The sequence below is a fragment of the Enterobacter sp. MGH 24 genome (assembly GCF_000493015.1).
In the GTDB taxonomy this organism is placed as follows: Bacteria; Pseudomonadota; Gammaproteobacteria; order Enterobacterales; family Enterobacteriaceae; genus Enterobacter.
Genome location: NZ_KI535657.1, coordinates 1,459,728 through 1,484,389, shown reverse-complemented (window position 1 = coordinate 1,484,389; position 24,662 = coordinate 1,459,728). Strand labels below are relative to the sequence as shown.

The 24,662-nt window shown below is 55.1% G+C and carries 20 protein-coding genes; 18 read left to right on the top strand and 2 right to left on the bottom strand.

Annotated features, from left to right (window positions below; all coding sequences use genetic code 11):
• Window positions 1-144: 144 nt before the first annotated feature.
• From L370_RS14790 to L370_RS14845, 12 genes are all read left to right on the top strand, one after another.
• Window positions 145-714, top strand: a complete 570-nt coding sequence (locus tag L370_RS14790; RefSeq protein WP_023333987.1) for a TetR/AcrR family transcriptional regulator — start codon at window positions 145-147, stop codon at window positions 712-714.
• Window positions 715-862: 148 nt separating this feature from the next.
• Entirely contained in the window at window positions 863-1,984 is a 1,122-nt protein-coding gene (locus tag L370_RS14795; RefSeq protein ID WP_023333986.1) for an efflux RND transporter periplasmic adaptor subunit, read from the top strand.
• Complete coding sequence (locus L370_RS14800) at window positions 1,984-5,094, top strand: efflux RND transporter permease subunit (RefSeq protein ID WP_023333985.1); 3,111 nt, start codon at window positions 1,984-1,986, stop codon at window positions 5,092-5,094. Before L370_RS14795 ends, L370_RS14800 begins: the two co-directional genes overlap by 1 nt.
• Window positions 5,094-6,458, top strand: coding sequence for an efflux transporter outer membrane subunit (locus L370_RS14805; protein WP_023333984.1), 1,365 nt, complete (start codon window positions 5,094-5,096; stop codon window positions 6,456-6,458). The genes L370_RS14800 and L370_RS14805 overlap by 1 nt, the downstream gene beginning before the upstream one ends.
• Before the next feature lie 517 nt (window positions 6,459-6,975).
• On the top strand, window positions 6,976-9,531 hold the full coding sequence (locus tag L370_RS14810) for a type VI secretion system Vgr family protein (RefSeq protein ID WP_369796116.1): 2,556 nt from the start codon (window positions 6,976-6,978) through the stop codon (window positions 9,529-9,531).
• Window positions 9,528-11,669 carry a T6SS effector phospholipase Tle3 domain-containing protein gene (locus L370_RS14815; RefSeq protein WP_023333982.1) on the top strand — a complete coding sequence of 714 codons (2,142 nt, stop codon included), beginning with the start codon at window positions 9,528-9,530 and terminating at the stop codon, window positions 11,667-11,669. Before L370_RS14810 ends, L370_RS14815 begins: the two co-directional genes overlap by 4 nt.
• A 3-nt stretch (window positions 11,670-11,672) precedes the next feature.
• Window positions 11,673-12,380, top strand: coding sequence for a T6SS immunity protein Tli3 family protein (locus tag L370_RS14820; protein ID WP_023333981.1), 708 nt, complete (start codon window positions 11,673-11,675; stop codon window positions 12,378-12,380).
• A gap of 3 nt (window positions 12,381-12,383) precedes the next feature.
• Window positions 12,384-13,079, top strand: coding sequence for a T6SS immunity protein Tli3 family protein (locus L370_RS14825; RefSeq protein ID WP_023333980.1), 696 nt, complete (start codon window positions 12,384-12,386; stop codon window positions 13,077-13,079).
• A 3-nt stretch (window positions 13,080-13,082) separates the two neighbouring features.
• Window positions 13,083-13,835, top strand: a complete 753-nt coding sequence (locus L370_RS14830) for a T6SS immunity protein Tli3 family protein (protein ID WP_023333979.1) — start codon at window positions 13,083-13,085, stop codon at window positions 13,833-13,835.
• Complete coding sequence (locus L370_RS14835) at window positions 13,835-14,092, top strand: PAAR domain-containing protein (RefSeq protein WP_023333978.1); 258 nt, start codon at window positions 13,835-13,837, stop codon at window positions 14,090-14,092. The genes L370_RS14830 and L370_RS14835 overlap by 1 nt, the downstream gene beginning before the upstream one ends.
• On the top strand, window positions 14,092-15,465 hold the full coding sequence (locus tag L370_RS14840) for a hypothetical protein (RefSeq protein WP_023333977.1): 1,374 nt from the start codon (window positions 14,092-14,094) through the stop codon (window positions 15,463-15,465). The genes L370_RS14835 and L370_RS14840 overlap by 1 nt, the downstream gene beginning before the upstream one ends.
• A gap of 327 nt (window positions 15,466-15,792) precedes the next feature.
• Window positions 15,793-16,089: a YicS family protein gene (locus L370_RS14845; protein WP_023333976.1), complete on the top strand. Its 297-nt coding sequence runs from the start codon at window positions 15,793-15,795 to the stop codon at window positions 16,087-16,089.
• Window positions 16,090-16,137: 48 nt separating this feature from the next.
• On the opposite strand, the gene L370_RS14850 is transcribed toward L370_RS14845, so the two are convergent.
• Entirely contained in the window at window positions 16,138-17,088 is a 951-nt protein-coding gene (locus L370_RS14850; RefSeq protein WP_023333975.1) for a LacI family DNA-binding transcriptional regulator, read from the bottom strand.
• A gap of 293 nt (window positions 17,089-17,381) precedes the next feature.
• Here L370_RS14850 and L370_RS14855 point away from each other — a divergent pair, with 293 nt between their 5' ends.
• The 6 genes from L370_RS14855 (at window position 17,382) to L370_RS14880 (ending at window position 23,292) form a co-directional block, all read left to right on the top strand.
• Window positions 17,382-17,696, top strand: coding sequence for a PTS sugar transporter subunit IIB (locus L370_RS14855; protein ID WP_023333974.1), 315 nt, complete (start codon window positions 17,382-17,384; stop codon window positions 17,694-17,696).
• A gap of 11 nt (window positions 17,697-17,707) precedes the next feature.
• The gene (locus tag L370_RS14860) at window positions 17,708-19,033 is read left to right on the top strand and encodes a PTS sugar transporter subunit IIC (protein WP_023333973.1); all 1,326 of its coding nucleotides are present in this window, start codon (window positions 17,708-17,710) and stop codon (window positions 19,031-19,033) included.
• A 17-nt stretch (window positions 19,034-19,050) separates the two neighbouring features.
• Window positions 19,051-20,427, top strand: coding sequence for a glycoside hydrolase family 1 protein (locus tag L370_RS14865; protein WP_023333972.1), 1,377 nt, complete (start codon window positions 19,051-19,053; stop codon window positions 20,425-20,427).
• Between the two features lie 5 nt (window positions 20,428-20,432).
• Complete coding sequence (locus L370_RS14870) at window positions 20,433-20,735, top strand: PTS lactose/cellobiose transporter subunit IIA (RefSeq protein ID WP_010426515.1); 303 nt, start codon at window positions 20,433-20,435, stop codon at window positions 20,733-20,735.
• A 137-nt stretch (window positions 20,736-20,872) separates the two neighbouring features.
• On the top strand, window positions 20,873-22,252 hold the full coding sequence (locus L370_RS14875) for a carbohydrate porin (RefSeq protein ID WP_023333970.1): 1,380 nt from the start codon (window positions 20,873-20,875) through the stop codon (window positions 22,250-22,252).
• A 134-nt stretch (window positions 22,253-22,386) separates the two neighbouring features.
• Window positions 22,387-23,292 (top strand): DMT family transporter, encoded by a 906-nt coding sequence (locus L370_RS14880; protein ID WP_023333969.1) that lies wholly within the window; start codon window positions 22,387-22,389, stop codon window positions 23,290-23,292.
• Between the two features lie 111 nt (window positions 23,293-23,403).
• Here L370_RS14880 and nepI read toward each other — a convergent pair whose 3' ends face one another.
• Window positions 23,404-24,594: a purine ribonucleoside efflux pump NepI gene (gene nepI, locus L370_RS14885; RefSeq protein WP_023333968.1), complete on the bottom strand. Its 1,191-nt coding sequence runs from the start codon at window positions 24,592-24,594 to the stop codon at window positions 23,404-23,406.
• Window positions 24,595-24,662 lie beyond the last annotated feature (68 nt).

Genomic DNA, 24,662 nt, shown 5'->3' with positions numbered 1-24,662 from the left:
TTCACCTTCATAAAAACTCCTTATTTCCTCCATTGTTTAACCCTGGAAATATTCATTCAATATGTAAATAAAAAAAGCCTTTCCAATACGCACCTAAAACGTATACTGAGAACGATCATTCTCACTTTTAAACGGTAGCCGACGATGAGTACGAAACTGGAAGAAAGACAAAAACAACGTCAGGACGAGATCATCATCGCCGCGCGCCGCTGCTTTCGCGCCAGCGGATTTCACGCCGCCAGCATGTCGCAGATCGCCAGCGAGGCGAAGCTTAGCGTCGGGCAAATTTACCGTTATTTCAGCAATAAAGACGCGATTATCGAAGAGATGATCCGCCGCATCATCGACTCGCGCATCGAGGAGATGCAGGGTAAAACCCTGGTGGAAGGGATGCCGCAGGCGCTCGCCTGGCGACAGACCCTCAACGAAGATGATGATGCGCTGATGCTGGAAATGTCCGCTGAGGCCACGCGCAATCCGCAGGTGGCAGCGATGCTGATCGAAGCCGAATCGCGCATGTTCGCCAACGCCTGCGCGCACCTGAAAAAGCAGTTCCCCCACCTGAGCGACGAGCATATTCGCTGCTGCGTGGAGATTACCGCCGTGATGATTGAGGGGACGATTTATCGTCGATTAACCCCCTTAAAAGTCCCGTCAGAACAATTAGAACCCCTTTATCAGGATATTTTAAATATGCTTTTCTCTGCGAAGTAATCGCATATGAATAATTAGCGGGAATAAGTAATTCCCCATTTTTACATTTCTGGCTCAGCCAGAGATGCGGTATCGCTGTGCCTTTAAATAGCCCTCCTCCCTGTTAAGCGATTAACAGGGCAGGCATCGTTCACCCTGGAAAAAGATTATGAAAACCATAACAACCTCCATCGCGGCATTACTCCTCCTGACAGGGTGCGATAATGCGCAAACATCTGCTCCCCAGCGTCCTCTTCCGGATGTGGGAATTGTCACCCTCATGAGCCAGCCGGTTTCCGTCGTCAGTGAGCTGACCGGCCGCACCACGGCTGCCATGAGTGCCGAAGTGCGCCCGCAGGTGGGCGGGATTATTCAGAAGCGGCTGTTCACCGAAGGCGATACGGTCAAGGCCGGCCAGGCGCTGTATCAAATTGACCCTTCCAGCTACCGCGCGGCGTTTGATGAAGCCGCCGCGGCGCTGAAACAGGCCCAGGCGCTGGTAGTGGCCGACTGCCAGAAAGCCCAGCGCTATGCGCAGCTGGTGAAAGACGACGGCGTGTCGCGTCAGGACGCAGAGGACGCGAAGTCCACCTGCGCACAGGATAAGGCCAGCGTTGAATCAAAGAAGGCCGCGCAGGAGAGCGCGCGCATTAACCTCAACTGGACCACCGTTACCGCGCCGATTGCCGGACGCATCGGCATCTCCTCTGTAACCCCCGGCGCGCTGGTGACCGCGCAGCAGGATACCGCGCTCGCCACCATTCGCGGGCTGGACAGTATGTACGTCGATTTAACCCGTTCCAGCGCCGATCTGCTGCGTTTACGCAAGCAAACCCTTGCCACCAATCGCGATACGCTAAGCGTGTCGTTAATCCTCGAAGACGGCAGCACCTACAGCGAGAAAGGCCGTCTGGCGTTAACCGAAGTGGCGGTGGATGAATCAACCGGCTCCGTCACCCTGCGCGCCGTCTTCCCGAACCCGCAGCATCAGCTCCTGCCGGGCATGTTCGTTCGCGCCAGAGTGGATGAAGGCGTCATGAACGACGCGATCCTCGCCCCGCAGCAGGGCATCACCCGCGATGCCAAAGGCGCCGCCACCGCGCTGGTGGTGAACGCCAGCAACAAGGTCGAGCAGCGTCAGCTGGAGACGGGCGACACCTACGGCGACAAATGGCTGGTGCTGAGCGGCCTGAAGGCGGGCGATAAGCTGATTGTGGAAGGCACCGACAAAGTGACCGCCGGGCAGGAAGTGAAAACCGAAGAGATGAAAGCCAGCGGAGGAAACGCCTGATGTTCTCCCGTTTCTTCGTGCGACGCCCGGTGTTTGCCTGGGTTATCGCCATTCTCATCATGCTCGCTGGGATGCTGGCGATCCGCACGCTGCCGGTCGCGCAATATCCGGACGTTGCCCCGCCGTCGATCAAAATCTCGGCCACCTACACCGGCGCCTCCGCGCAGACGCTGGAAAACAGCGTGACGCAGGTGATCGAGCAGCAGCTCACCGGGCTGGATAACCTGCTCTACTTCACCTCCACCAGCAGCTCGGACGGGTCGGTGAGTATTAACGTCACTTTCGAGCAGGGAACCGATCCGGATACCGCGCAGGTGCAGGTGCAGAACAAGGTTCAGCAGGCGGAATCTCGCCTGCCGACCGAAGTGCAACAGTCCGGCATTACCGTCGAGAAATCGCAGAGCAACTTCCTGCTGATCATGGGCGTGTACGATAAAACCGACGCCGCCAGCAGCTCGGATATCGCCGACTGGCTGGTGAGCAATATGCAGGACCCGCTGGCGCGCGTGGAGGGCGTTGGCAGCCTGCAGGTGTTTGGGGCGGAATACGCGATGCGCATCTGGCTCGACCCGGCGAAGCTGGCGTCCTACTCGCTGATGCCGTCCGACGTGCAGAGCGCGATTGAAGCCCAGAACGTGCAGGTCTCCGCCGGTAAAATCGGCGCGCTGCCCTCGTCAAACGCCCAGCAGCTGACCGCCACCGTGCGCGCCCAGTCGCGCCTGCAGACGGTGGATCAGTTTAAAAATATCATCGTGAAAAGCCAGTCCAGCGGCGCGGCGGTGCGCATCAGCGACGTCGCCCGCGTGGAGATGGGCAGCGAGGATTACACCGCCACCGCGAAGCTGAACGGCCACCCGGCGGCGGGTATGGCGGTCATGCTTTCACCGGGCGCGAACGCGCTCAACACCGCCACGGCGGTAAAAAATAAAATCGCCGAGTTCAAAAAGTCGATGCCGGAAGGCTACGACGTGGCCTACCCGAAAGACAGCACCGAGTTCATCAAGATCTCCGTTGAGGACGTGATTCAGACCCTGTTCGAAGCCATTATCCTCGTGGTAGTGGTGATGTACCTGTTCCTGCAAAACATCCGCGCGACGCTGATCCCGGCGCTGGCTGTACCGGTCGTTCTGCTGGGCACCTTCGGCGTGCTGGCGCTGTTCGGCTACTCCATCAATACCCTGACGCTGTTTGCGATGGTGCTGGCGATTGGGCTTTTGGTGGATGACGCCATCGTGGTGGTGGAAAACGTCGAGCGTATTATGCGCGACGAGGGGCTGCCCGCCCGGGAAGCCACTGAGAAATCAATGGGTGAAATCTCCGGCGCGCTGATCGCCATCGCGCTGGTGCTCTCTGCGGTATTCCTGCCGATGGCCTTCTTTGGCGGCTCCACCGGGGTGATTTACCGTCAGTTCTCGGTCACCATCATTTCAGCGATGTTCCTCTCCGTGGTGGTGGCGTTGACCCTGACGCCCGCGCTGTGCGGCTCGATCCTGAGCCACACGCCGCCGCACAAAAAGGGTTTCTTCGGCGCGTTTAACCGCTTCTACAGCAGGACCGAGCGCGGCTATCAGAACAAGGTGCTGCGCGCTCTGCGCCGTTCCGGCGGGATGCTGGTCATCTACGCCCTGCTCTGCGGCGCGATGGGCTTCGCCATGCTTAAGCTGCCGGGCAGCTTCCTGCCGACGGAAGACCAGGGCGAAATCATGGTGCAGTACACCCTGCCAGCCGGTGCGACGACGGTGCGTACCGCCGACGTCAGCCGCCAGGTGCGCGAATGGTTCCTCACGAAAGAGAAAGCCAACACTAACGTGATCTTCACCATTGAGGGCTTCAGCTTCAGCGGCAGCGGCCAGAACGCCGGGATGGCGTTTGTCTCCCTGAAAAACTGGTCAGAGCGTAAAGGCGATGAGAATACCGCGCAGGCCATTGCCCTGCGCGCCACGCAGGAGCTGAGCACCATCCGCGATGCGACCATCTTTGCCATGACGCCGCCTGCGGTGGACGGTCTGGGCCAGAGCAACGGCTTTACCTTTGAGCTGATGGCCAGCGGCGGCACCGACCGCGACGCGCTGCTGAAGCTGCGTAACCAGCTGATTGGTCAAGCCAACCAGGACAGTTCGCTGCACGCCGTGCGCGCCAACGATCTGCCGCAGATGCCGCAGCTTCAGGTGGATATCGACAACAACAAGGCCGTGTCGCTGGGGCTGTCCCTGAGCGACGTCACCGACACCCTCTCCAGCGCCTGGGGCGGGACCTACGTGAACGACTTTATCGATCGCGGCCGCGTGAAAAAGGTCTACATCCAGGGCGACAGCGACTATCGCGCCGTGCCGTCGGATCTCAACAAATGGTTTGTGCGCGGCAGCGACAGCACCATGACCCCGTTCTCCGCCTTTGCCACCACCCGCTGGGAGTACGGCCCGGAAAGCCTGGTGCGCTACAACGGCTCGGCGGCGTATGAGATTCAGGGTGAAAACGCCAGCGGCGCGAGTTCCGGCACGGCGATGAGCAAAATGGAGCAGCTGGCAAACAGCCTGCCGTCCGGCAGCACCTGGGCATGGAGCGGTTTGTCGTTGCAGGAAAAACTGGCGAGCGGTCAGGCGATGAGCCTCTATGCCCTCTCCATCCTGGTCGTGTTCCTGTGCCTGGCGGCGCTGTATGAGAGCTGGTCGGTGCCGATTTCGGTCATTCTGGTGATCCCGCTTGGCGTGCTGGGCGCGGCCGTCGCCGCCTCCCTGCGCGGGCTGAACAACGACGTCTATTTCCAGGTGGCGCTGCTGACCACCATCGGTCTGTCGTCGAAGAACGCCATCCTGATTGTCGAGTTTGCCGAAGCCAAAGTCGCTGAAGGGTACTCCCTGACGCGCGCCGCCCTGCGGGCCGCCCAGACGCGCCTGCGTCCGATCATCATGACCTCGCTGGCGTTTATCGCAGGGGTGACCCCGCTGGCCGTGGCAACCGGTGCAGGTGCCAACAGCCGCGTGGCGATCGGTACCGGCATTATCGGCGGGACGCTGGCCGCGACGCTGCTGGCGATCTTCTTCGTCCCCTTATTCTTTGTACTGGTGAAACGTCTGTTCTCCGGTAAGCACGCAAACCGGAGGTCATAATGTTTCGTGTATCTATTTTAGCGTTAGCCCTGCTGAGCGTAGGCTGTGTGTCGTTAGACCCAACGTATCAACGCCCGGACGCCCCCGTCCCGGCAACCTTACCCGGCGCGCACGGCGAAGCCGCCGCCGTGGTGAGCCAGTGGCAGCAGGTGATGAACGACGCGCGGCTGAAAAGCGTGGTGACGATGGCGCTCAACAGCAACCGCGACGTGCAGAAAGCGATTGCGGATATCGACGCCGCCCGCGCCCAGTACGGCGAAACGCGCTCGTCCCTGTTCCCGACGGTGGACGCGGAACTGAGCCACACCCGCAGCCGCACGCTGGCGAGCGGCGTGACCACCAGCGACGAAGCCAACGGCGCGGTCTCCAGCTTCGAGCTGGATCTGTTTGGCCGCAACCAGAGCCTCTCCCGCGCCGCGCGTGAAACCTGGCTTGCCAGCGAATTCACCGCGCAGAACACGCGCCTGACGATGGTCAGCGAGCTGACCACGGCCTGGGTGACGCTGGCGGCGGATAACAGCAACCTGGCGCTGGCGAAATCCACGATGGAGAGCGCGGCCAGCTCGCTGAAAATTGTGAAGCGCCAGCAGGACGTGGGCGTGGCGGCCGCCACGGACGTCAACGAAGCGATGGCGGTGTATCAGCAGGCGCGCGCCAGCGTGGCGAGCTACCAGACGCTGGTGATGCAGGACAAAAATGCCCTTAATCTGCTGGCGGGCGATACGGTGCCGGACAACCTGCTGCCCGGCACGCTGGAAAGCCTGAGCGATAACGCTATCACGCTGATCCCGGCGGGCGTCAGCTCCAGTGCGCTACTGCGTCGCCCGGACATTCAGGAAGCGGAACATAACCTGCTGAGCGCCAACGCCAACATCGGCGCGGCGCGCGCCAACTTCTTCCCGACCATTTCGCTGACCGCCAGCGCGGGCGTCGGTAGCGATTCGCTCTCATCCCTGTTCAGCCACGGGATGAAGGTCTGGTCGTTCGCGCCGTCCATCACCCTGCCGCTGTTTAGCGGCGGCAACAATCTGGCGCAGCTGCGCTACGCGGAAGCGGAGAAGAAGGGACTGATCGCCACCTATGAGAAAGCCATCCAGAGCGCGTTTAAGGACGTGGCCGACGCGCTGGCGCGACGCGAAACCCTGAGCGAGCAGCTCGACGCCCAGCGCGAATACGTGGCGGCAGAGAAAAAAACGCTGGATGTGGCAACGCGCAGCTACAGGGCGGGCGCGGGGGATTATCTGACGGTACTGACCGCACAGCGGTCGCTGTGGTCGGCGCAGGAATCGCTGATTGCGCTGCAGCAAACCGACCTGGAAAACCGCATCACGCTGTGGCAGTCGCTGGGCGGGGGGATCCAGTAACCTTATCAGTGGGCGATTCTCACGCGCAGAAAAGAGAAAATCATACTTTCGGCTGGAATCGCTACACTGAATGTAACGATATATTTCATGGGAAGCATGTGACTTTTAAAGGGGGTTGTTGATGAAAGCTGCGCACCTGGTCTGCCTGCTGGTTTGTCTGCTCTACCGTAGCAGGTGATTTACTGATTGATATTACAACGGTGGATAACTCGCATAAGCAGATGGCCGGTACCTCCTATCTGATTTATATCAGAACAGGCCCAAATAATCCGACAACCACAGATATTAAATATTAATGGATGTGTTTACCCCAATCTGCAAAGATTTCTTGCCGCCCCGAAGTGCTTAATTGAATATCCTGTATTGTTATATTTATGCGGAGGTTCTCCTCAGCATTTAATCTGATTCGTGAATACTTGTTATATATTTATTCAGTGAATAAATATTGCTTTTTACTATTTTTATTCTGCCTTGTGGAAGGGTATTTTAATAACCAGCCTGAAAGCGTATTATTTTGATGAACCTTATTGCTTTATCAAAAGGATATTTGACGATGGCAGGACAATCAGACACGGTTCAACAACAGGATACCCTGAATCGTTATTTACTGTATTTCCCACGAAGTAAAAACGTTTCACCGGATGTTCATTCTTTTTGCGGGGAAGAAGAACTCAGTAAGCCCTACCGGTATACCATTCGCTTCACCAGTCCGAATCCGAACATTGCAGTCAAAGACGTTCTGAACAAGATGGCTGAATTTATTCTGCGCGCGCCTAACCCGAAAGTGAAATCGACCTGGCACAATCAGGAATCCTGGTTGCCGGTGCGCCAGATTAATGGCGTGATCACGTCATTTTCCCGTCTGAAGTCGTCCGCTGATGAAGCCCTGTATGAGTGTGTGTTGGAGCATGAACTGGCGCTGTTGGATCGGAACTACCGTTCGGCCGTTTACATGGACATGACAGTGCCTGAACTCGTCACGAAGCTGATGAAGGAGAGCGGGCATTTTCAGGGTTACAACATCGATTTTGATCAACTGAGCCACAACTACCCCAACCGCGAAATGATTATCCAGTGGAAGGAAACCGATCTCCAGTTTATCCGCCGTCTGCTGGCCGAAGTCGGGATCTGGTTCCGCTTTGAAAATCACGACAAGGTACAAGGTGAAACGGTAGTGATTTTCGGTGACGGTGGTCGCCGCTATGTTTTCAGCAATAAGCAGCTGCCATACGTCCGCCATTCCGGCATGACCAGTCATGAAGAGTACGTAACCGAACTCGAAGAGCAGTACCAGCTCATCCCCGAAAATGTACGGGTCCGTACCTATAACTACCGTGATCCGTTTTCCCCACAGGCGGATAAAACCATTGCAGGGAACGACATTCCTCACGGGATAACCCGCGGAAAACAGTACCACTACGCCGATCACTTTCTGGCTGCAGGTGACTTTTACGGCCAGGAGGCAGAAACAGCCTCGTTCTACGCACGCCTGCGTTATGAGCGCCTGCTGAACAAACAGAGCGTACTGGGGGTGACAACCAGCGATCCGGAACTGCTGCCGGGCGTGATGTTTCACCCGACAGGGGATATTCCTGACGGGTTTAAGCCCGGATTTCTTGTGACCACAATGACGCTATCTGGCAGTCGCGCACAGCACTACCGCGCCATCCTGAAGGGTATCCCTTATCTGAACGGCTACAGCTATCGTCCGGACTCTCTGCCGCGGCCGGTAATAGCAGGTACGGTGCCCGGCCGCGTGGCGGCCATCAATCGCGATCATACGTATGCCGGAGTCGATGCGCAGGGCCGCTACCGCGTGAAGTTTGATTTTGATCTGGATGAAAAACGGGACGGTTTTGAAAGCGCGCTGATGCGTCTGGGCAGGCCCTACGGCGGGGATGTGTTCGGTTTTCACTTCCCGCTGCTGGACGGGACGGAGGTGGCAGTGGCCTTTGAAGGGGGCGATCCGGACAGGCCGTATATCGCGCACGTCATGCATGACGGCAGCCATCCGGATTTGGTCACAAACCGCAACGACACCCGCAACGTGATCCGTACGGCTGCGTCGAACAAGATTCGTCTTGAGGACCGGCGCGGGCAGGAACACATCAAAATTTCCACGGAGCACGGTAAGGGGCAGGTCAGCGTCGGCCACCTGGTGGACGCCGAAGGGAAAAAGCGCGGGGAAGGCGTGGAGGCCCGTACCGATGACTGGATGGCGCTGCGTGCCGCTAAAGGGGTATTACTCACCACGGAGGCCCAGCCGCGCGCGGCAGGCAAACAGCTGGATATGACGGCCGCCATTACACAATTGGAAAAAGCGCTGTCACTGGCGATGACGCTGCAACAATCAGCGGCGACGGCCGGGGCCGGGAATGTGGAAACCGATCAGCAAAACCAGCTGAGCCAGATGCTGAACAACCTCACTGGTGCGGGCCTGCTGACCTATGCCGAAAAAGGGCAGGCGCATGTCACGCCAGACAGCCTGCAGCTGTCAGCCGGGAAAGACCTGATCGCCACGGCAGGCAGTGATGCCAGCGTGAACGTGGTAAAAAAATTCTCTCTGGCCGTGGGGGAGAAACTCTCGCTGTTCGCCCGCAAGCTCGGCATTCAGATGATTGCCGGGGCCGGGGATATCACGACGCAGGCCCAGCGCGGTGCCATGCATATGCTCTCGCAGAAGGATTTCACGATGGCGAGTACCGACGGGCAGCTGAACGGTAGCGCCAAACAGGGCATACAGCTGGTCTGTGGCGGGGGCGGGATACGCGTCAGTTCGAACGGGCTGGTCACCATCTTCTCGCCGACGGGAATTGAACTGAAAGGGCCAAATCTGAAGTATGACGGCCCGGAAAGCGCGCAGGTCACGATCCCTCCATTCAACCAGGGCGCGTTTAAACTCCGCTACCAGCTGCACGCCGGAGACGACCCGGAGCAAATTCTCGCGAACAAAAAATTCAGACTGACCAGCTCGGCCGGGAAAGTGGTGGAAGGCGTGACGGACAGCAACGGCCATTCATCGTTGCTCGATGCCGATGACCTGGACACCTACAAAATGGAGTTAATGGAATGACGGAAGCCAAACAAAGCCCGTATGCCCCACGGGTATTATCAGAAGGGGATATTCCGGTACACAAAGATTTGGGTGAGGTGGCCCAGACCCGTCGCGTTGGTGTGCCGCGCCCGATGCCGGGGATCGTGATCCTGGTTCACGGCGTAAACGACGTGGGTGAGGCGTACCAGAATCAGGAAAAAGGCATTCTTGCGGGTCTGAGTAAACGTCTTAATCGTCAGGACTTTTACGCGCATGAATGGGGAGAGTACCGCATTACCCATCCTGGCCGTTCGCCTGTTATCCCATTCTACTGGGGGTATAAGCCTGTTACCCATGAAGACTACCGGGCAGACCAGAAGCGGTACCGGGATGAAGTCGGAAAACTTTCTTCCGGTGCCCATCTGCCGTATGACGCCTATCAGGAAGATAACGAGACGAACAAGGCCGCGCTGGGTAATGACGGTAAGGGTTCGTTTAAGTACCAGAATGACAATCTCAAGAATGGTCTTGATTCAAATTTTGCAAAAGGTGGCGGGACGTTCGCCAATGCGACTACCAATATTCCCGATATGCTGGGGCCAGGAGCTGGAGGTTTTGGCGTGGCAGCGGCGGGATTTGCATCACTGCATATGAACGACGGGGATTACACTCACCCCATTTATGAAAACCCGCACCGTATTTACCAGTTTTTTGCTGCGCAGCGTCTGGCTGATTTGATAATTCAGATTCGTCAGGAACCTGTAACCAGAGACGACGTGATTAACATCGTGGCCCACAGCCAAGGCACCATCATTACCATGCTGGCGAATATGTTGGTTAAACAGGCAGGGTATCCTCCCTCAAACTGCGTGATCCTGAATCATTCCCCTTATTCACTGGAGTCCCGCGTGGCTGAAAATATTCAGCCCGGATACCAACAGACGGATGCCGCCAGGCAGAAGACATTCAAAAAGTTTTGTAGCCTGATGCATACGCAGTGGAAAGGTGGAGGAAAATTATCTGAAGACGAATTACTGGCCCTTGAAGCCTCTTGTACGCTGCGCAAACCTTCTGATAATCCGTTGCGGGCTGATGATCGCTATGGACGTAACAATAACGGTAAAGTGTATAACTACTTCTGTCCAAATGATGGCGTTGTATCGCTGGAAAATGTGCAGGGATTTGGCTGGCGAGGGATCCCTCAGAAAATTGCAGATGGCATTCCTAACCTGTTCCAGCGAGTTTTTTATCAGCACGGCGAAGTAGGAAAAGCACCTGACACTAAGCCCTTTGAGGTGCCACAACGAAAAGAGGGGGATGCAAAATATTCGTTTCTCCCGAATGCCAGCTACCGCGCCCATGACGTAGTGGTAAACGGTGAAGAATTGCCAGAACCCTTTATTTTCAAACTACAGGGTCAGGATAACCATCCGGATAATGACCCTCAAACGAGTGACAAGCCGTATACGTATTATATCGACCCGGATAGCCCGGATGCCTACATATCCTATTCGGCTAAAGCCAGTGCCATCAAACGCACGGATTCTGCGATGTATATGCTTAACAGTTATCAGCGTATTAGCTGGAAGCCTGGGCATGTTTTAACACCAGATGAGCTGAAGGTGGAAAGTCATGACCGGGAGCATACCGTTATTCACGGGGAAGTTACTGGTTCTAAAGATTATCCTGTTTTGTCCATTACCTGGATGAAAACCCGTGAAGAACTTGAAAAAGAATGGAAAAAAGCTGACCCGGTAAGCTACAGCCAGCATTCGTCAATTGTTATGAGCGAGTTCGCACCTTCGCACGCGATGGCGTTCGACCTGGCAATCGGCCAGTGCAAGTCATTTGACTACAAAGCCGGTAAATTCTGGGAAAGCCTGTTGCATCGTGCCGACTGGCGTGATCCGCAGAATGGCTTCCCGGCCGCAAAAAAATATTACCAATCAGGTCAGTTACCAATAGCACCAACAAAAGATTTTATGAATAAACCGGAAGATGTGCTGCCGAAGGGCGATTTTGGTGTGGAAAATGATTATGCCGGTATTCGGCCTCGCTCGCGTAATCTGATGGATATTGAGACGGGAACTGTCAGGCCAGGAGATTTCCAGGAAATAAAACTGCTGCAATGGGAAATGCCGAAACCTAAAAGCGACAGCCAGTTGGCTAAAGGATAAGACATGAAAGGACTATGTGTAGGAGTTATTACTATTTTCGTTTTATTTGCGGCAGCTTGTAAGGCTTCAGAACCGCCTACCCAAGTAGTTTATCGTTTTGATGATCACCGCTATCTGGAACTGAAAGGCTGGGACTGCGAAGGAGAGCTCTGGTACACCGATACGCAAAGGACTATCCATTCTCAAGTTTATTTACAGTTTTATAGGATCTTCACCCGTATATTTATTCATCCTTCAGAAAAATATATATCTATCCCTATTTGGGGGGCTGATGGCTTTAGAGTATCGAAGGATTATGGTCGAACATGGAAGCTTGCACAATTTGCACCAGGGGAAAATGAACCTAACGGCGATGATTACGCGCCTTATGAGGATGTTCTTTCTTTCACCGTCGTCAACGAACAGGGATTTTTACAGACCAAACACCGGTTGTATATGTCGTCAAAGCCGTTTGATGATCCGCGTTTGGCTGCTGGTGGCCCTGGGATCGAATATACCGTAGATGATGGCATGGGCAACAAAGTCAACGGGAAACTGGAACCCCGTTTTCCTGGGTGGGCCTGGGGAATGGTCTATATGACAAAACAGGCACTAAAGCACAGCACAGAGCAGTTCAAAGACAACTGGCAGGGTCAGCCAGACAAGATCCCCGAAGTAAAAGGCTACACCGGTTGGGACCATATGCGTTGTGACATGGACGTTGGGAAATAACTCATGAAAGGATTATGTGTAGGGATTATTACTACTGCTGTTTTATTTGCGGCGGCTTGTAAGGCTTCAGAGCCACCGACGCAGGTGGTTTACCGATTTGACGATCACCGTTATCTGGAGTTGAAGGGTTGGGACTGTGAAGGCGAGCTCTGGTATACGGACACAGAACGAGGGATTCATTCTCAGCCATTTTTTCAATTTTACCGGATATTCACTAAAAAGTTTGAACATCCATCCCAGCGCTATATTTCTGTTCCAAACTGGGAGGTGGATGGATTTATGGTTTCGAAAGATTATGGGCAAACCTGGAAGGCTGTAGGTTTTTCTCCTTCGGGGAATGAACCGAACGGTGATAACCGAGCGCCAGCGGAAGACGCAGTATCTTTCACCGTCGTCAACGATCAAGGTTTTTTACAGACCAAACACCGGCTGTATATGTCGTCAAAACCGTTTGATGATCCGCGAATTTTGCCGGGCGGACCGGGGATTCAATATCGTTTAGACACTGGTGAAATGGATGAAATTACTCCAGATGCTCCAGGATGGTCCTGGGGGATGGTTTATTTTACGAAGGAAGGTTTACAGGGAAAGGTTATGCGCCGTGAGGCCAATTATCAGGACCTGCCCGACAAAGTGCCGGAAGTGAAAGGCTACACCGGTTGGGACCATATGCGTTGTGACATGGACGTGGGGAAATAACTCATGAAAGGGTTATGTGTAGGGATTATTACTAGTGCTGTTTTATTTGCGGCAGCTTGTAAGGCTTCAGAACCGCCAACACAGGTGGTTTACCGTTTTGATGATCATCGCTATCTGGAACTGAAGGGTTGGAACTGCGAGGGCGAACTCTGGTATACGGATACAAAACGGGGCATTCATACCAAGCCTGTGAGTCAATTTTATCAAATTTTTTCTAAAACATATATTCATCCATCAGAAAAATATATTGCCGTGCCGACAAAAAACGTATCGGAATTTATCATTTCAAAAGACTATGGGAAAAACTGGCAAATAGCCGTTTTTGCGCCAGAGAGTTTAGAAATTAGATTGAGGGCGTGGTCTAATCAGTCTGTTCATCCTGATCAGCAAAACGCTATTTCATTTACAGTTATTAATGATCAAGGTTATTTGGTCATTAAGCCGTATGATGGAGGAAACAAAAATCAGCGTAACTTCATTTATATGTCATCTAAGCCATTCGATGATTCCGGCTTTAAAAGCAAAGATTATATCGATATTGGTTTAGATGAAAATTATAAGCCTTTACAAATGCCTAAATCATTCAGCGATTGGTCATGGGGAACGCTCTATATAACGAATGGTGAGTTAGACCAAACAGGCTTAAAAGAAATGAAAAAATATCAGGGTCTGCTCGATAAAGTTCCGGAAGTAAAAGGCTATACCGGCTGGGATCACATGCGCTGCGATATGGACGCAGGGAGGAAGGGAAACTGATGAATGGCGTAATTCGACTCAATGACCCGCTGGTGAGCGGTGGAAAAGTGATTAAAGCGTCCGGCGCGGACTTTATGGGAAAACCTGTGGCCCTCAAAAACGATCTGGTTATGTGCCCTGAGCATAAAGGAACGTTCCCTATCAACGAATGCCACCCGACCTGGACGATGAACGGCCGCGGCGTGGTCGTGGATGGCTGTAAAGCTGCGTGCGGCTGTGCCATTCGCACCACGCTCCCCACTGCGGGGGCTGTTTGATGAACTGGTGGTTATTCTCAAAACAGAATGAATTTGACGAGAAATATCCCTATTTGTGGATATGTCTCTTATATGTGGTCGTCGTGGTTATCTGCCTGGCCGTCAGGGCTGTCACCTGGCCGGGTAATAAACATGTCGATCTCGATTTTCTTGCCCAGTCTGTGGCGATTCCGGTTGTTTTCCTGACGGGGTTCGTACAAGTGTTCTCTGCCGTGTATCACGGACTCAGGCACTACATGGAAACGCGGTTGCTGATTGCGGCCCAGCAGGAATACAAGGTTGTCAGCTACGCCAGGGGTAACATTACCCTGGCAGGCTGGTCCGTGCTGACTCCTCCAAAGGCAACGAAGGAACTGGCGCTGAGTATGCTGAAACTGGAGGGAGAGTTTCCGCTGGCCGCTAAAATGCCGTTGAAAATCGAACTGGAAACATCCTTCGATTTCACGAGAGCCGGGCAGGCAATGTTCAACGTTCTGGAGCCGATGGCAGGAAAACTTTCTCAGTATCGGCAGATTGAAGCGCTTGTGTGGGTTCGCGGTGGGGACGGATCCTGTAGCGATGAACTCCGTCGTGTGCTCGAACGGTTAGCGATCTCTACTAAAAAAATCACCTTTTTGCCTGAATGTCCGGACTATACGCAAGTCACGGAATGGATAAAGCAGACTAACGGGTATGTTGTTGAACGGCTGCTTATCTGTGTAGACCTTCATTCTGACGAAGAAGAGTCTAAACAGATGGAAAATGTTACTGCGCTTCTCTTCACGAATTACTACGTCAAAACAGAAGGAGAAAAACGGGTTTATCTTTATCAACCGATGACGGGGGTTACAGACGTTGAAACAACAGTACCTGTTTATCTGCGAGCGGAAGCTGTCAGTAAACCAAAAAAACTCTGGTATACCGGACTCTCTCGCACGGAGAAGTACCCGCTGCTGGAAGTGCTGGATGAGAAAAAGGCCGTACGGGACAGGCTGGATCTTGAAATGTCACTCGGTGAGCATTCTTCCGGGTACGTCTGGCTGATGCTGGCATTGGCATCAGATGCAGTGGTGTATGCGCAGGGTGATCAGCTGGTGGCCGCTTCCGAACAGAACAGGTTTTCAATGACGGCTCTGTCGTCCCGATTAACTCGCCAACCTGATTATCCCCAGCAGAAAAGATACACGACACCGTGGGAAGTTTGTGGGATCGCCGGGCTGATGTTCTTTTTGGGAATTATGATAACCATTGGCACTTTTGGTGATGGCGGTAAATCTATATCCGGCTGGTTTTTAATTATAATGGCTGTTCTATGCATAGTTATATTTTGTGGTATGGGAGCATTTTTCACCTGGTTTTATGGTGATAAAGCTCGTGAGCATATGGGAATGTAACAATGAATTTATTGCTCTGATTTTACCTTATAAAGCTGTTTTTTATTATAATGGTTTGGCTGTAGGCGTAATACTTGCGTTAATGGCAGTGTATGTTGATTTATCATTTGATTACAGAAGCAGAAAATACTGGTGTGTGCGCAATAAATTAAAGACATTGAAGGATTCTCCGAAAACCTACCAGTTGTAACTGTTGAGCTACTGTATTGCGCTGGCAGTTGGGTCTCACGCGCAGAAAAGAGAAAATCATACTTTCGGCTGGAATCGCTACACTGAATGTAACGATATATTTCATGGGAAGCATGTGACTTTTAAAGGGGGTTGTTGATGAAAGCTGCGCACCTGGTCTGCCTGCTGGTTTGTCTGCTCTTCGCCGCGTTTGTCCATGCTCAGGAAAAGGAGGACCCGGCGAAAGAGGCGCAAATAAAGCAGCAGGTCCTGAAAGATATTAAGAAAACCTGTACGCCACAGAAAAAGCAGAGCGATAAGGCCTGGCAGGAGATGATTTTGTCGTCCGAGGCCAATCAGCTGCTGATCAAAAACGCCATCACCGCCGTGAAGCGCGACAACCTGGACGCCTACTGGGCGGCGATTGGTCAGGTGGATTGTATGGAAGATTATTGAGAGCTGCTTGCCGGGTGGCGCTGCGCTTACCCGGCCTACACCACACGTTTAACGCTTCCGCATATCCGGAATAATGAGATCCCCGCGCAGCACGTACGACCCCAGCATCTGCGTTTTCTCCGTTAGCCAGCTCACTATCCGCGCCGCCATGGCGTCCATGGAATATTCAATCGCCGGGATCACCGGAATACCCGGCAGGTGCAGCGATCCGGCCAGGCTAAAGACCATAATGTCGTCCGGCACCGATTTATTAAACGCCCGCAGCTGCGGGATCACCCGCTGGGCTTCCTGCTCGTCCGCCACCAGCAGCGCGTTGAAGTTTAGCGTGCTGGCATTATTAAGCAGCTCCTGCAGCGCAACGGACGAGGAGGTGACGTCCATAAAGACCAGGTTGCGATTAAAGGGCAGGAAATTTTTCTCCAGCGCGTGCTTGTAGCCGAGCAGCACCTGGTCGGCAAAACCGCTGCCGTGCGGGTGGATCAGCGCAATCTGGCGGCGACCCTGGCTGGTGAGGTAGTTACAGGCGGTTTCGGCGGCAAAGGCGTGATCGAACTGGATGCTGTTGGAATTATCAGACTCCATGCAGTCCACCAGAATGACGTTTTCCATATCCACGTCCAGCGGGAAACGCGCGCCAATCACCAGGATATCATCACAAAGCCCGCAGGAGAGTTCTTCAAGGGCGTGCATCACTTCCGCTTTGCTGTGCGCAAAGCGCAGCAGGAGGTGTTTTTGATGCTGGCTGAGCTGTTTTTCCAGCGCGTACAGATAACCGGTGGTCTGGTTAATGTTTTCCTGCGCGCAAATGACCCCGATACAGCCCGTCGACTGGCTCAGCAGCGACTGGGCAATCACGTTAGGCCGGTAGTTCAGCTCATCCACCGCTTTCAGTACGGCCTGACGGCTGGCTTCCTTTACGCCACGCGACCCGCTCAACACTCGCGATACCGTGGCTTTAGACACCCCGGCAAGACGTGATACATCATTGATTGTCGACATCTTTTTCCCCTGACAGGCTTACCTCGTGCCTGCAAATTCCATGACCGCTTCGGCTCACATTATAGCCAGAACGGAGTATATCCGTTTCCGTTTTCCATGGAAACCGATTTTCCGTTTCCACTCAAAATGATGTCAAAACGGCCAAATTATGTGATGCACATCCGGTTAATTAGCCTCATAAGCAAGGGATCTTGATGGGTATCACACTTCTGTCTTTTATGAATGGAAACCGGTTTCCGTATAATGTCCAATCATTCTCGCAATAACTTTTTACATTTAGAGGATGGTTGTCGATGTTCAAGATTATGCTGTGCTGCTCTGCCGGGATGTCCACCAGCCTGCTGGTCAGCAAAATGGTCGATGTCGCGAAAGAACGTGGTTTGCCGGTGAAGATTGATGCGTACGGTGTTTCCGAATTTGATACGCAGTTTCCGCAATACCAGGTTGTCCTTCTCGGACCGCAAGTGAAATACATGTTACAGACACTCTCAGACAAGGCGGCGACGCAAGGCATTCCGGTCCAGCCCATCGACATGATGGACTACGGCATGCAGCGTGGCGATAAAGTACTGGACTATGCTCTGTCGCTCATCGAAGCGGCACACTAAAAGGTGTTCACATGAGTTCGTTATATCAATCCATGGTCGCGGTGATTGAGCAGTCAATTACCCCGCTGGCCGCAAAGCTGGGTCAGCAAAAGTATGTGATTGCCATCCGCGACGGCTTTACCGCCGCGCTGCCGTTTATGATCATCGGCTCGTTTATGCTGGTGTTCATTTTTCCGCCTTTCTCGGCGGATACCACCAACAGCTTCGCCCGCGGCTGGCTGGATTTCTCCCAGACCTACCGCGAGCAGCTGATGCTGCCGTTTAACCTCAGCATGGGCGTGATGACCTTCTTCATCTCGGTTGGGATAGGGGCGAGCCTGGGGCGTCAGTTCAACCTCGACCCGGTGATGTCCGGCCTGCTGGCCTTTATGGCCTTCCTGCTGGTCGCAGCACCCTATGCCGACGGCAAAATCTCGACCCAGTATCTCTCCGGTCAGGGGATTTTTACCGCGCTGATCACCGCGATCTACGCCACCCGCGTCTATGCGTGGCTGAAGCAGAACAACGTGACCATTCGCCTGCCGAAGGAAGTGCCGACCGGCGTGGCGCGTTCGTTCGAGATCCTGATCCCGGTGATGGTGGTGATCGGGACACTGCACCCGCTGAACCTGTTTATCGAAGCGCAAACGGGAATGATTATTCCGCAGGCAATCATGCACCTGCTGGAGCCGCTGGTGTCGGCGTCTGACTCCCTGCCCGCGATTCTGCTCTCCGTGCTGCTGTGCCAGATTTTCTGGTTTGCCGGTATCCACGGCTCGCTGATCGTCACCGGCATCATGAACCCGTTCTGGATGGCTAACCTCTCCGCAAACCAGGCGGCGCTGGCGGCTGGTGCGGCGCTGCCGCACGTTTACCTGCAGGGCTTCTGGGATCACTACCTGCTGATTGGCGGCGTAGGCTCTACGCTGCCGCTGGCGTTCCTGCTGCTGCGCAGCCGCGTGACCCACCTGCGCACCATCGGCAAAATGGGCGTTGTGCCAAGCTTCTTTAACATCAACGAACCGATTCTGTTCGGCGCGCCGATCATCATGAACCCGATGCTGTTTATCCCGTTCGTGTGCGTTCCGCTGGTCAACGCCTGCCTGGCGTACGGCGCAACCAGGCTCGGCTGGCTGGCACAGGTCGTCTCGTTAACCCCGTGGACCACCCCTGCACCGATTGGTGCGTCGTGGGCGGCGAACTGGGCACTCAGCCCGGTGGTGATGTGCCTGGTTTGTATGGTGATGTCGGCGCTGATGTACCTGCCGTTCCTGCGCGCCTATGAGCGTACGCTCATCAAAAACGAAGAGCAGAAAGCCCAGGCAACCGTCGGTAACGCTGAAACAGTTAGCAATTAAGTCGAAGAGGAATGGTCATGAAATACGCATTTCCCGATAACTTCTGGTGGGGCAGCGCAAGCTCCGCTCTCCAGACCGAAGGGGCAAGAGAGGGGGAAACCACGTGGGATTACTGGTTTGCCCGCGAGCCGAACCGTTTTCACAACGGCGTGGGGCCGCAGCAGACCTCCACGTTCTATCAGCACTGGAAAACGGACATTCAGCTGTTAAAGCAGCTGAACCACAACAGCTTTCGCACCTCGATTAGCTGGGCGCGCCTGATCCCCGACGGTATCGGTGAAGTGAACCCGGAAGCGGTCGATTTTTATAATCAGGTCATTGATGAGCTGAATGAACAGGGCATCACGCCGTTTATCACCCTGTTCCACTTCGACATGCCGATGGCGATGCAGGAGATTGGCGGCTGGGAAAGCCGCGACGTGGTGGACGCCTACGCCCGCTATGCGCAGATCTGCTTCGAGCTGTTTGGCGATCGCGTGCTGCACTGGTTTACCTTCAACGAGCCGATCGTGCCGGTGGAAGGCGGCTATCTTTACGATTTCCACTATCCGAACGTGGTGGATTTTCGTCGGGCGGCCACCGTGGCGTATCACACCGTGCTGGCCCATGCGAAGGCGGTTCAGGCCTACCGCGCCGGGCATTATGCGGGTGAAATTGGCATCGTGCTGAACCTGACGCCGTCGTACCCGCGCTCGCAGAACCCGGCAGACGTGAAGGCGGCGCACATCACAGACCTGATGTTTAACCGCAGCTTCCTTGACCCGGTCCTGCGCGGGGAATACCCGGCGGACCTGGTGGCGCTGCTGAAATCCTACGATCAATTACCCGCCTGTAAACCGGAAGACGGTTTCCTGATTGCGGAAGGGAAAATCGACCTGCTCGGCGTGAACTACTATCAGCCGCGTCGCGTGAAGAGTCGCGACAGTGCGGTGAACCCGCAGGCGCCGTTTATGCCGGAGTGGTTCTTTGATAACTACGAGATGCCGGGCCGCAAGATGAACCCGTACCGCGGCTGGGAAATCTACGCGCCGGGTATTTACGATATTCTGGTTAACCTGCGCGACAATTACGGCAACCCACGCTGCTTTATTTCTGAAAACGGCATGGGCGTCGAAAATGAGCAGCGCTTTATTGAAAATGGCCAGATTAACGATCAATACCGCATCGAGTTTATTTCCGAACATTTAGCCTGGCTGCATAAGGGTATTAGCGAAGGGTGCAATTGTCTTGGTTACCATATGTGGACGTTTATTGATAACTGGTCGTGGTGTAACGCGTATAAAAATCGCTACGGATTTATCCAGCTCGATTTAGAAACGCAGGAACGCACCATCAAGAAAAGCGGAGAGTGGTTTGCCGCCACCGCCTTAAATAATAGCTTTGATAAAGAGTAATGATGATGATCGCACTAGAAGAAGCCGTAATGGAAATTATCGTCAACGCCGGGCAGTCCCGCAGCCTGTGCTTTGAAGCACTGCACGCGGCGCGTCAGGGCAACATTGACGAGGCCAAAAGCCTGCTGCGCGAAGCCGACGGCTATTCGCGCCAGGCGCACAAGATGCAGACCAAACTGATCGAGCAGGATGCGGGCGAAGGACGTCAGCCGATGACGTTAATCATGGTGCACGCGCAGGATCATTTAATGAATTCCTTATTAGCGCGTGAATTATCCGAAGAAATTATTCATTTATATCAGAGATAGTCTATGGCCAAATAAATTACTGTAATACCTCTGTACCTTAAATAGAATTCCACTTGTTCTGATGATAGCGACATACTCTGTCAGATCGGAGCGGGATGGTTATTGTCTGAATAAAATTAAACTATATTGAGATAACCATGAATACGATTAAAAAACTTCCATTAACCATGGCGGTTATCGCCGCGCTTTGCCCAATTTCCGTGCTCGCACAGGAATTTACGCAGGAGCAAATCGACGCCATTGTGGCGAAAGCAGTGGATAAAGCCCTGGCCGAGCGTCAGGCCAAAATGGATGCGGCGGTCGCGAAAAAAGCGGACGTGGTGACCGAGCCGCAAAGCGCGGCACAATCTCCCGATATGGCGATACCGTTCGGGATTAAATTTACCGGCTACGCCCGCTACGGCGCGCACTTCCAGGCCGCCGATCAGAAATACGTGGCGGTGGACGGCTCCTACAACGGCGCGTCCGCCATTGGTCGTCTGGGCAACGAAGGCAACGGCGGGGAATTTCAGCTCTCCAAGGCCTTCAAGGGTGAAAACGGCGCCATCTGGGACGTTAACGTGATGATCGACCACTGGGGCGACGAAGTTAACCTGAAAAAAGCCTACGCCGGGGTGACCAACATTATGGCCTCCAACCCGAACGCCTATTTCTGGGCCGGCCGTGACTTCCACCAGCGTCCGCAGCAGGGCATCAACGACTACTTCTGGATGAACCACGACGGCCAGGGCGCCGGGGTGAAGAACTTCGACATCGGCGGCGTGCAGTTCGACGTGGCCGCCGTGGCGGCGGTGGAATCCTGTAGCCCGGAAGTGATGGAAGATGAGGCCAACCCGTCGCGCATCACCTGTACCGGCGGTTCCGGCACGGGCGACAAAGGCAACTACGCCGCGACCTCAAAAATCCACGGCATGAAGCTCGGCCCGATCGACATGGAGCTGTACGCCAACTACGGCTTTGACTCCAAGGCGGTGGAGAGCGACGAACGTCTGAACGCCTGGCAGGGCGGCCTGGTGCTGAGCCACACCAACGACAGCGGCGTGAACAAGGTGATTGCCCGCTACTCCGATAACGCGGACAACAGCGTGTTCAACAAAACCGAGGATCTGACCACGGTTTACGCCAGCTTCGAAGGGCTGTACAAATTCACCCAGGCGACGCAGGTGGAGTACATCCTCGCCTTCCACGACTACGACAACAGCCGCGATAAGACCGACAACCGCAAGAACTACAACGCCATCGTGCGCCCAATGCACTGGTGGAACGACGTTCACTCCACCTGGCTGGAAGCGGGCTGGCAGCACGTGGATTACGACAACGGCGGCGACAACAAGGGCTGGAAGCTGACCCTGTCGCAGAACATGTCTATCGCCATGGGGCCGGAGTTCCGCCCGATGCTGCGCTTCTACGTGACCGGCGGCAAAGTGGATAACGCACGCACCGCGCGCGTAAACGGCACCAAAGACGAAACGCTCGACGACTTCAACGTCGGCGCGATGTGGGAGGCGTGGTTCTAGTACAGCGCCGTTTGTTTCGCCCGGCGGCGCTGCGCTTGCACGGGCCTACAAAACCTTGTAGGCCGGGTAAGCGCAGCGCCACCCGGCAAGCTCCCATGTTATGCTACAAAAAAACCAACATAGCAGGGGAGAAAATGGGTTCCACACGTAAAGGGATGCTGAACGTCCTGATCGCCGCCGTTTTATGGGGCAGTTCCGGCGTTTGCGCGCAGTACATCATGGAGAAAAGCCACATTTCTTCGCCTTACCTGACCATGGTTCGCCTGCTGTTTACCGGCGTGATCCTGCTGACGCTCTCTTTCGTTCACGGCGACAAGATTTTCTCGGTCATTAAGCATCGCAAAGACGCCCTCAGCCTGCTGATTTTCTCACTCGTCGGCGCGCTCACCGTGCAGCTCACCTTCCTGCTGACGATTGAAAAATCCAACGCTGCGACCGCTACGGTGCTGCAGTTTCTGTCACCGACCATCATTGTGGCGTGGTTCGCCCTGGCGCGGAAAAAGCGTCCCGGCGTGTTTGTGCTGTCGGCCATCATGACGTCCCTTGTCGGCACCTTCCTGCTGGTCACCCACGGCGATCCGACGTCGCTCTCCATCTCGCCTGCCGCACTGTTCTTCGGCATCGCCTCGGCGTTTGCCGCCGCGTTTTATACCACGTACCCGTCGACGCTGATCGCCCGCTACGGTACGCTGCCGATTGTCGGCTGGAGCATGTTGATTGCCGGGTTAATGCTGACGCCGTTCTACGCCGGACGCGGGACCACCTTCGTGATCGACGGCAGCCTGCTGCTGGCGTTTTTCTACCTGGTGGTGATCGGCACCGCGCTGACGTTCAGCCTGTACCTGAAAGGTGCGCAGATGATCGGCGGGCCGAAGGCGAGCATCCTGAGCTGCGCCGAACCCTTGAGCAGCGCGTTGCTGTCGGTGATTTTGCTGGGCGTGGCGTTTACCCTGCCGGACTGGCTGGGCACGCTGCTGATTGTGTCGTCGGTGGTACTGATTTCGATGGATTCGCGTAGAAGGGTTAAGGCATCGGCGTAGCCTGATGTCCCCTCACCCCGGCCCTCTCCCCAAAGGGGCGAGGGTGAAAAGACAGCACCGAGCAGTCCCCTCTCCCCTATGGGGAGAGGGTTAGGGTGAGGGGAAAATTGACTACTTAGCTTTAACCTTCCCCGCCACCAGCAGTGCCGTCAGCAGCATCAGCGTACCGGAAATCACCAGCGGTGACGTCAGCCCCAGATGGTCGAGCGCCACGCCGCCAATGGCCGCGCCGCAGGTGTTTGCCAGCTGGATCACCGCCACCTGAATCGACCCGGCTTTTTCCGCCTGATCGGCAAGCGAGCGGGTGATCCACGTCGACCAGCCCACCGGCACCAGCGCAAAGGCAAAGCCCCAGATAATCGCAATGGCAGACGCCACCCACTTATCGCTGCCCCACAGCACCAGCACCGCCGCACTCGCCGCCAGCACCAGCGGCGCGCCCGCCAGCGCGACCTTCAGGGAGCGTTTCAGGAACTGGGACGACAGCGAGGTGCCGACAAAACTCGCGATACCAAAGCTCAGCAGCACCAGCGTCAGGCCGTCCACGTCAAAGCCCGCCATGGTCATAAACACCGGGCGGATATAGGTAAAGAAGGCAAACTGCCCGGCGAAGGACATAAAGATGGCGGTCATCCCCGCCAGTACGCCGGGGCGCTTCAGCAGCGCGAACATGTTCTGCTTATGGTGCGCCGCTTCGCCCGGCAGCGACGGCAGCGCTTTCCACACCCAAATGATGCAGAGCAGGCCCATCACCGCCGCAGCGTTGAAGACGTTACGCCAGCCGATAATTCCACCGAGGAAGCTGCCGAGCGGCGCGGCAATCACCAGCGCGATAGAGACCGCACCGAAGATAACGGAAAGCGCTTTTGGCACCGTGCGCGCGGGCACCAGTCGCATGGTCAGCGAAGCGGACATCGCCCAGAAGCCGCCCAGCCCCAGCCCCAGACAGGCGCGCCCCAGCAGCAGCAGGGTAAAGCTTTCAGCAAAGGAGACCAGCAGGCAGGAGAGCGTCAGCAGCACGCTGAACAGGATGACCACCCTGCGGCGGTCGATAGTGCCAATCACCTGGGTGATAAACAGGCTGGCGAACATCGCCACAAACGCGGTGACGGTAACGGACTGCCCCGCCACGCCTTCGGAAATGCCCAGATCCTGCGCCATCGGCGTCAGCAGGCTCACCGGCAGAAACTCAACGGTAATCAGGCAGGCGACGCAGAACGCCACGGCGAAAACGGCCGACCAGTTGGGGCGAGAAACCTCTTTGGTCTGCGGTCTGGTCGTGGGCTGGATATGTTCTGTCATGGCGTCACCTGAAGATAAAAACGTGCGGAAAAGTCGCGCAGTTTATCATCAAAAGTGTGACGAATTTA

Coding starts and splice junctions, on each gene's coding strand:
- L370_RS14845 (WP_023333976.1), top strand. CDS start 15,793: ATGAAAGCTGCGCACCTGGTCTGCCTGCTGGTTTGTCTGCTCTTCGCC.
- L370_RS14820 (WP_023333981.1), top strand. CDS start 11,673: ATGAAAGGACTATGTGTAGGAGTTATTACTATTTTCGTTTTATTTGCG.
- L370_RS14800 (WP_023333985.1), top strand. CDS start 1,984: ATGTTCTCCCGTTTCTTCGTGCGACGCCCGGTGTTTGCCTGGGTTATC.
- L370_RS14870 (WP_010426515.1), top strand. CDS start 20,433: ATGATCGCACTAGAAGAAGCCGTAATGGAAATTATCGTCAACGCCGGG.
- L370_RS14825 (WP_023333980.1), top strand. CDS start 12,384: ATGAAAGGATTATGTGTAGGGATTATTACTACTGCTGTTTTATTTGCG.
- L370_RS14805 (WP_023333984.1), top strand. CDS start 5,094: ATGTTTCGTGTATCTATTTTAGCGTTAGCCCTGCTGAGCGTAGGCTGT.
- L370_RS14830 (WP_023333979.1), top strand. CDS start 13,083: ATGAAAGGGTTATGTGTAGGGATTATTACTAGTGCTGTTTTATTTGCG.
- L370_RS14795 (WP_023333986.1), top strand. CDS start 863: ATGAAAACCATAACAACCTCCATCGCGGCATTACTCCTCCTGACAGGG.
- L370_RS14840 (WP_023333977.1), top strand. CDS start 14,092: ATGAACTGGTGGTTATTCTCAAAACAGAATGAATTTGACGAGAAATAT.
- L370_RS14810 (WP_369796116.1), top strand. CDS start 6,976: ATGAACCTTATTGCTTTATCAAAAGGATATTTGACGATGGCAGGACAA.
- L370_RS14880 (WP_023333969.1), top strand. CDS start 22,387: ATGGGTTCCACACGTAAAGGGATGCTGAACGTCCTGATCGCCGCCGTT.
- L370_RS14815 (WP_023333982.1), top strand. CDS start 9,528: ATGACGGAAGCCAAACAAAGCCCGTATGCCCCACGGGTATTATCAGAA.
- L370_RS14865 (WP_023333972.1), top strand. CDS start 19,051: ATGAAATACGCATTTCCCGATAACTTCTGGTGGGGCAGCGCAAGCTCC.
- L370_RS14875 (WP_023333970.1), top strand. CDS start 20,873: ATGAATACGATTAAAAAACTTCCATTAACCATGGCGGTTATCGCCGCG.
- nepI (WP_023333968.1), bottom strand. CDS start 24,594: ATGACAGAACATATCCAGCCCACGACCAGACCGCAGACCAAAGAGGTT.
- L370_RS14850 (WP_023333975.1), bottom strand. CDS start 17,088: ATGTCGACAATCAATGATGTATCACGTCTTGCCGGGGTGTCTAAAGCC.
- L370_RS14855 (WP_023333974.1), top strand. CDS start 17,382: ATGTTCAAGATTATGCTGTGCTGCTCTGCCGGGATGTCCACCAGCCTG.
- L370_RS14835 (WP_023333978.1), top strand. CDS start 13,835: ATGAATGGCGTAATTCGACTCAATGACCCGCTGGTGAGCGGTGGAAAA.
- L370_RS14860 (WP_023333973.1), top strand. CDS start 17,708: ATGAGTTCGTTATATCAATCCATGGTCGCGGTGATTGAGCAGTCAATT.
- L370_RS14790 (WP_023333987.1), top strand. CDS start 145: ATGAGTACGAAACTGGAAGAAAGACAAAAACAACGTCAGGACGAGATC.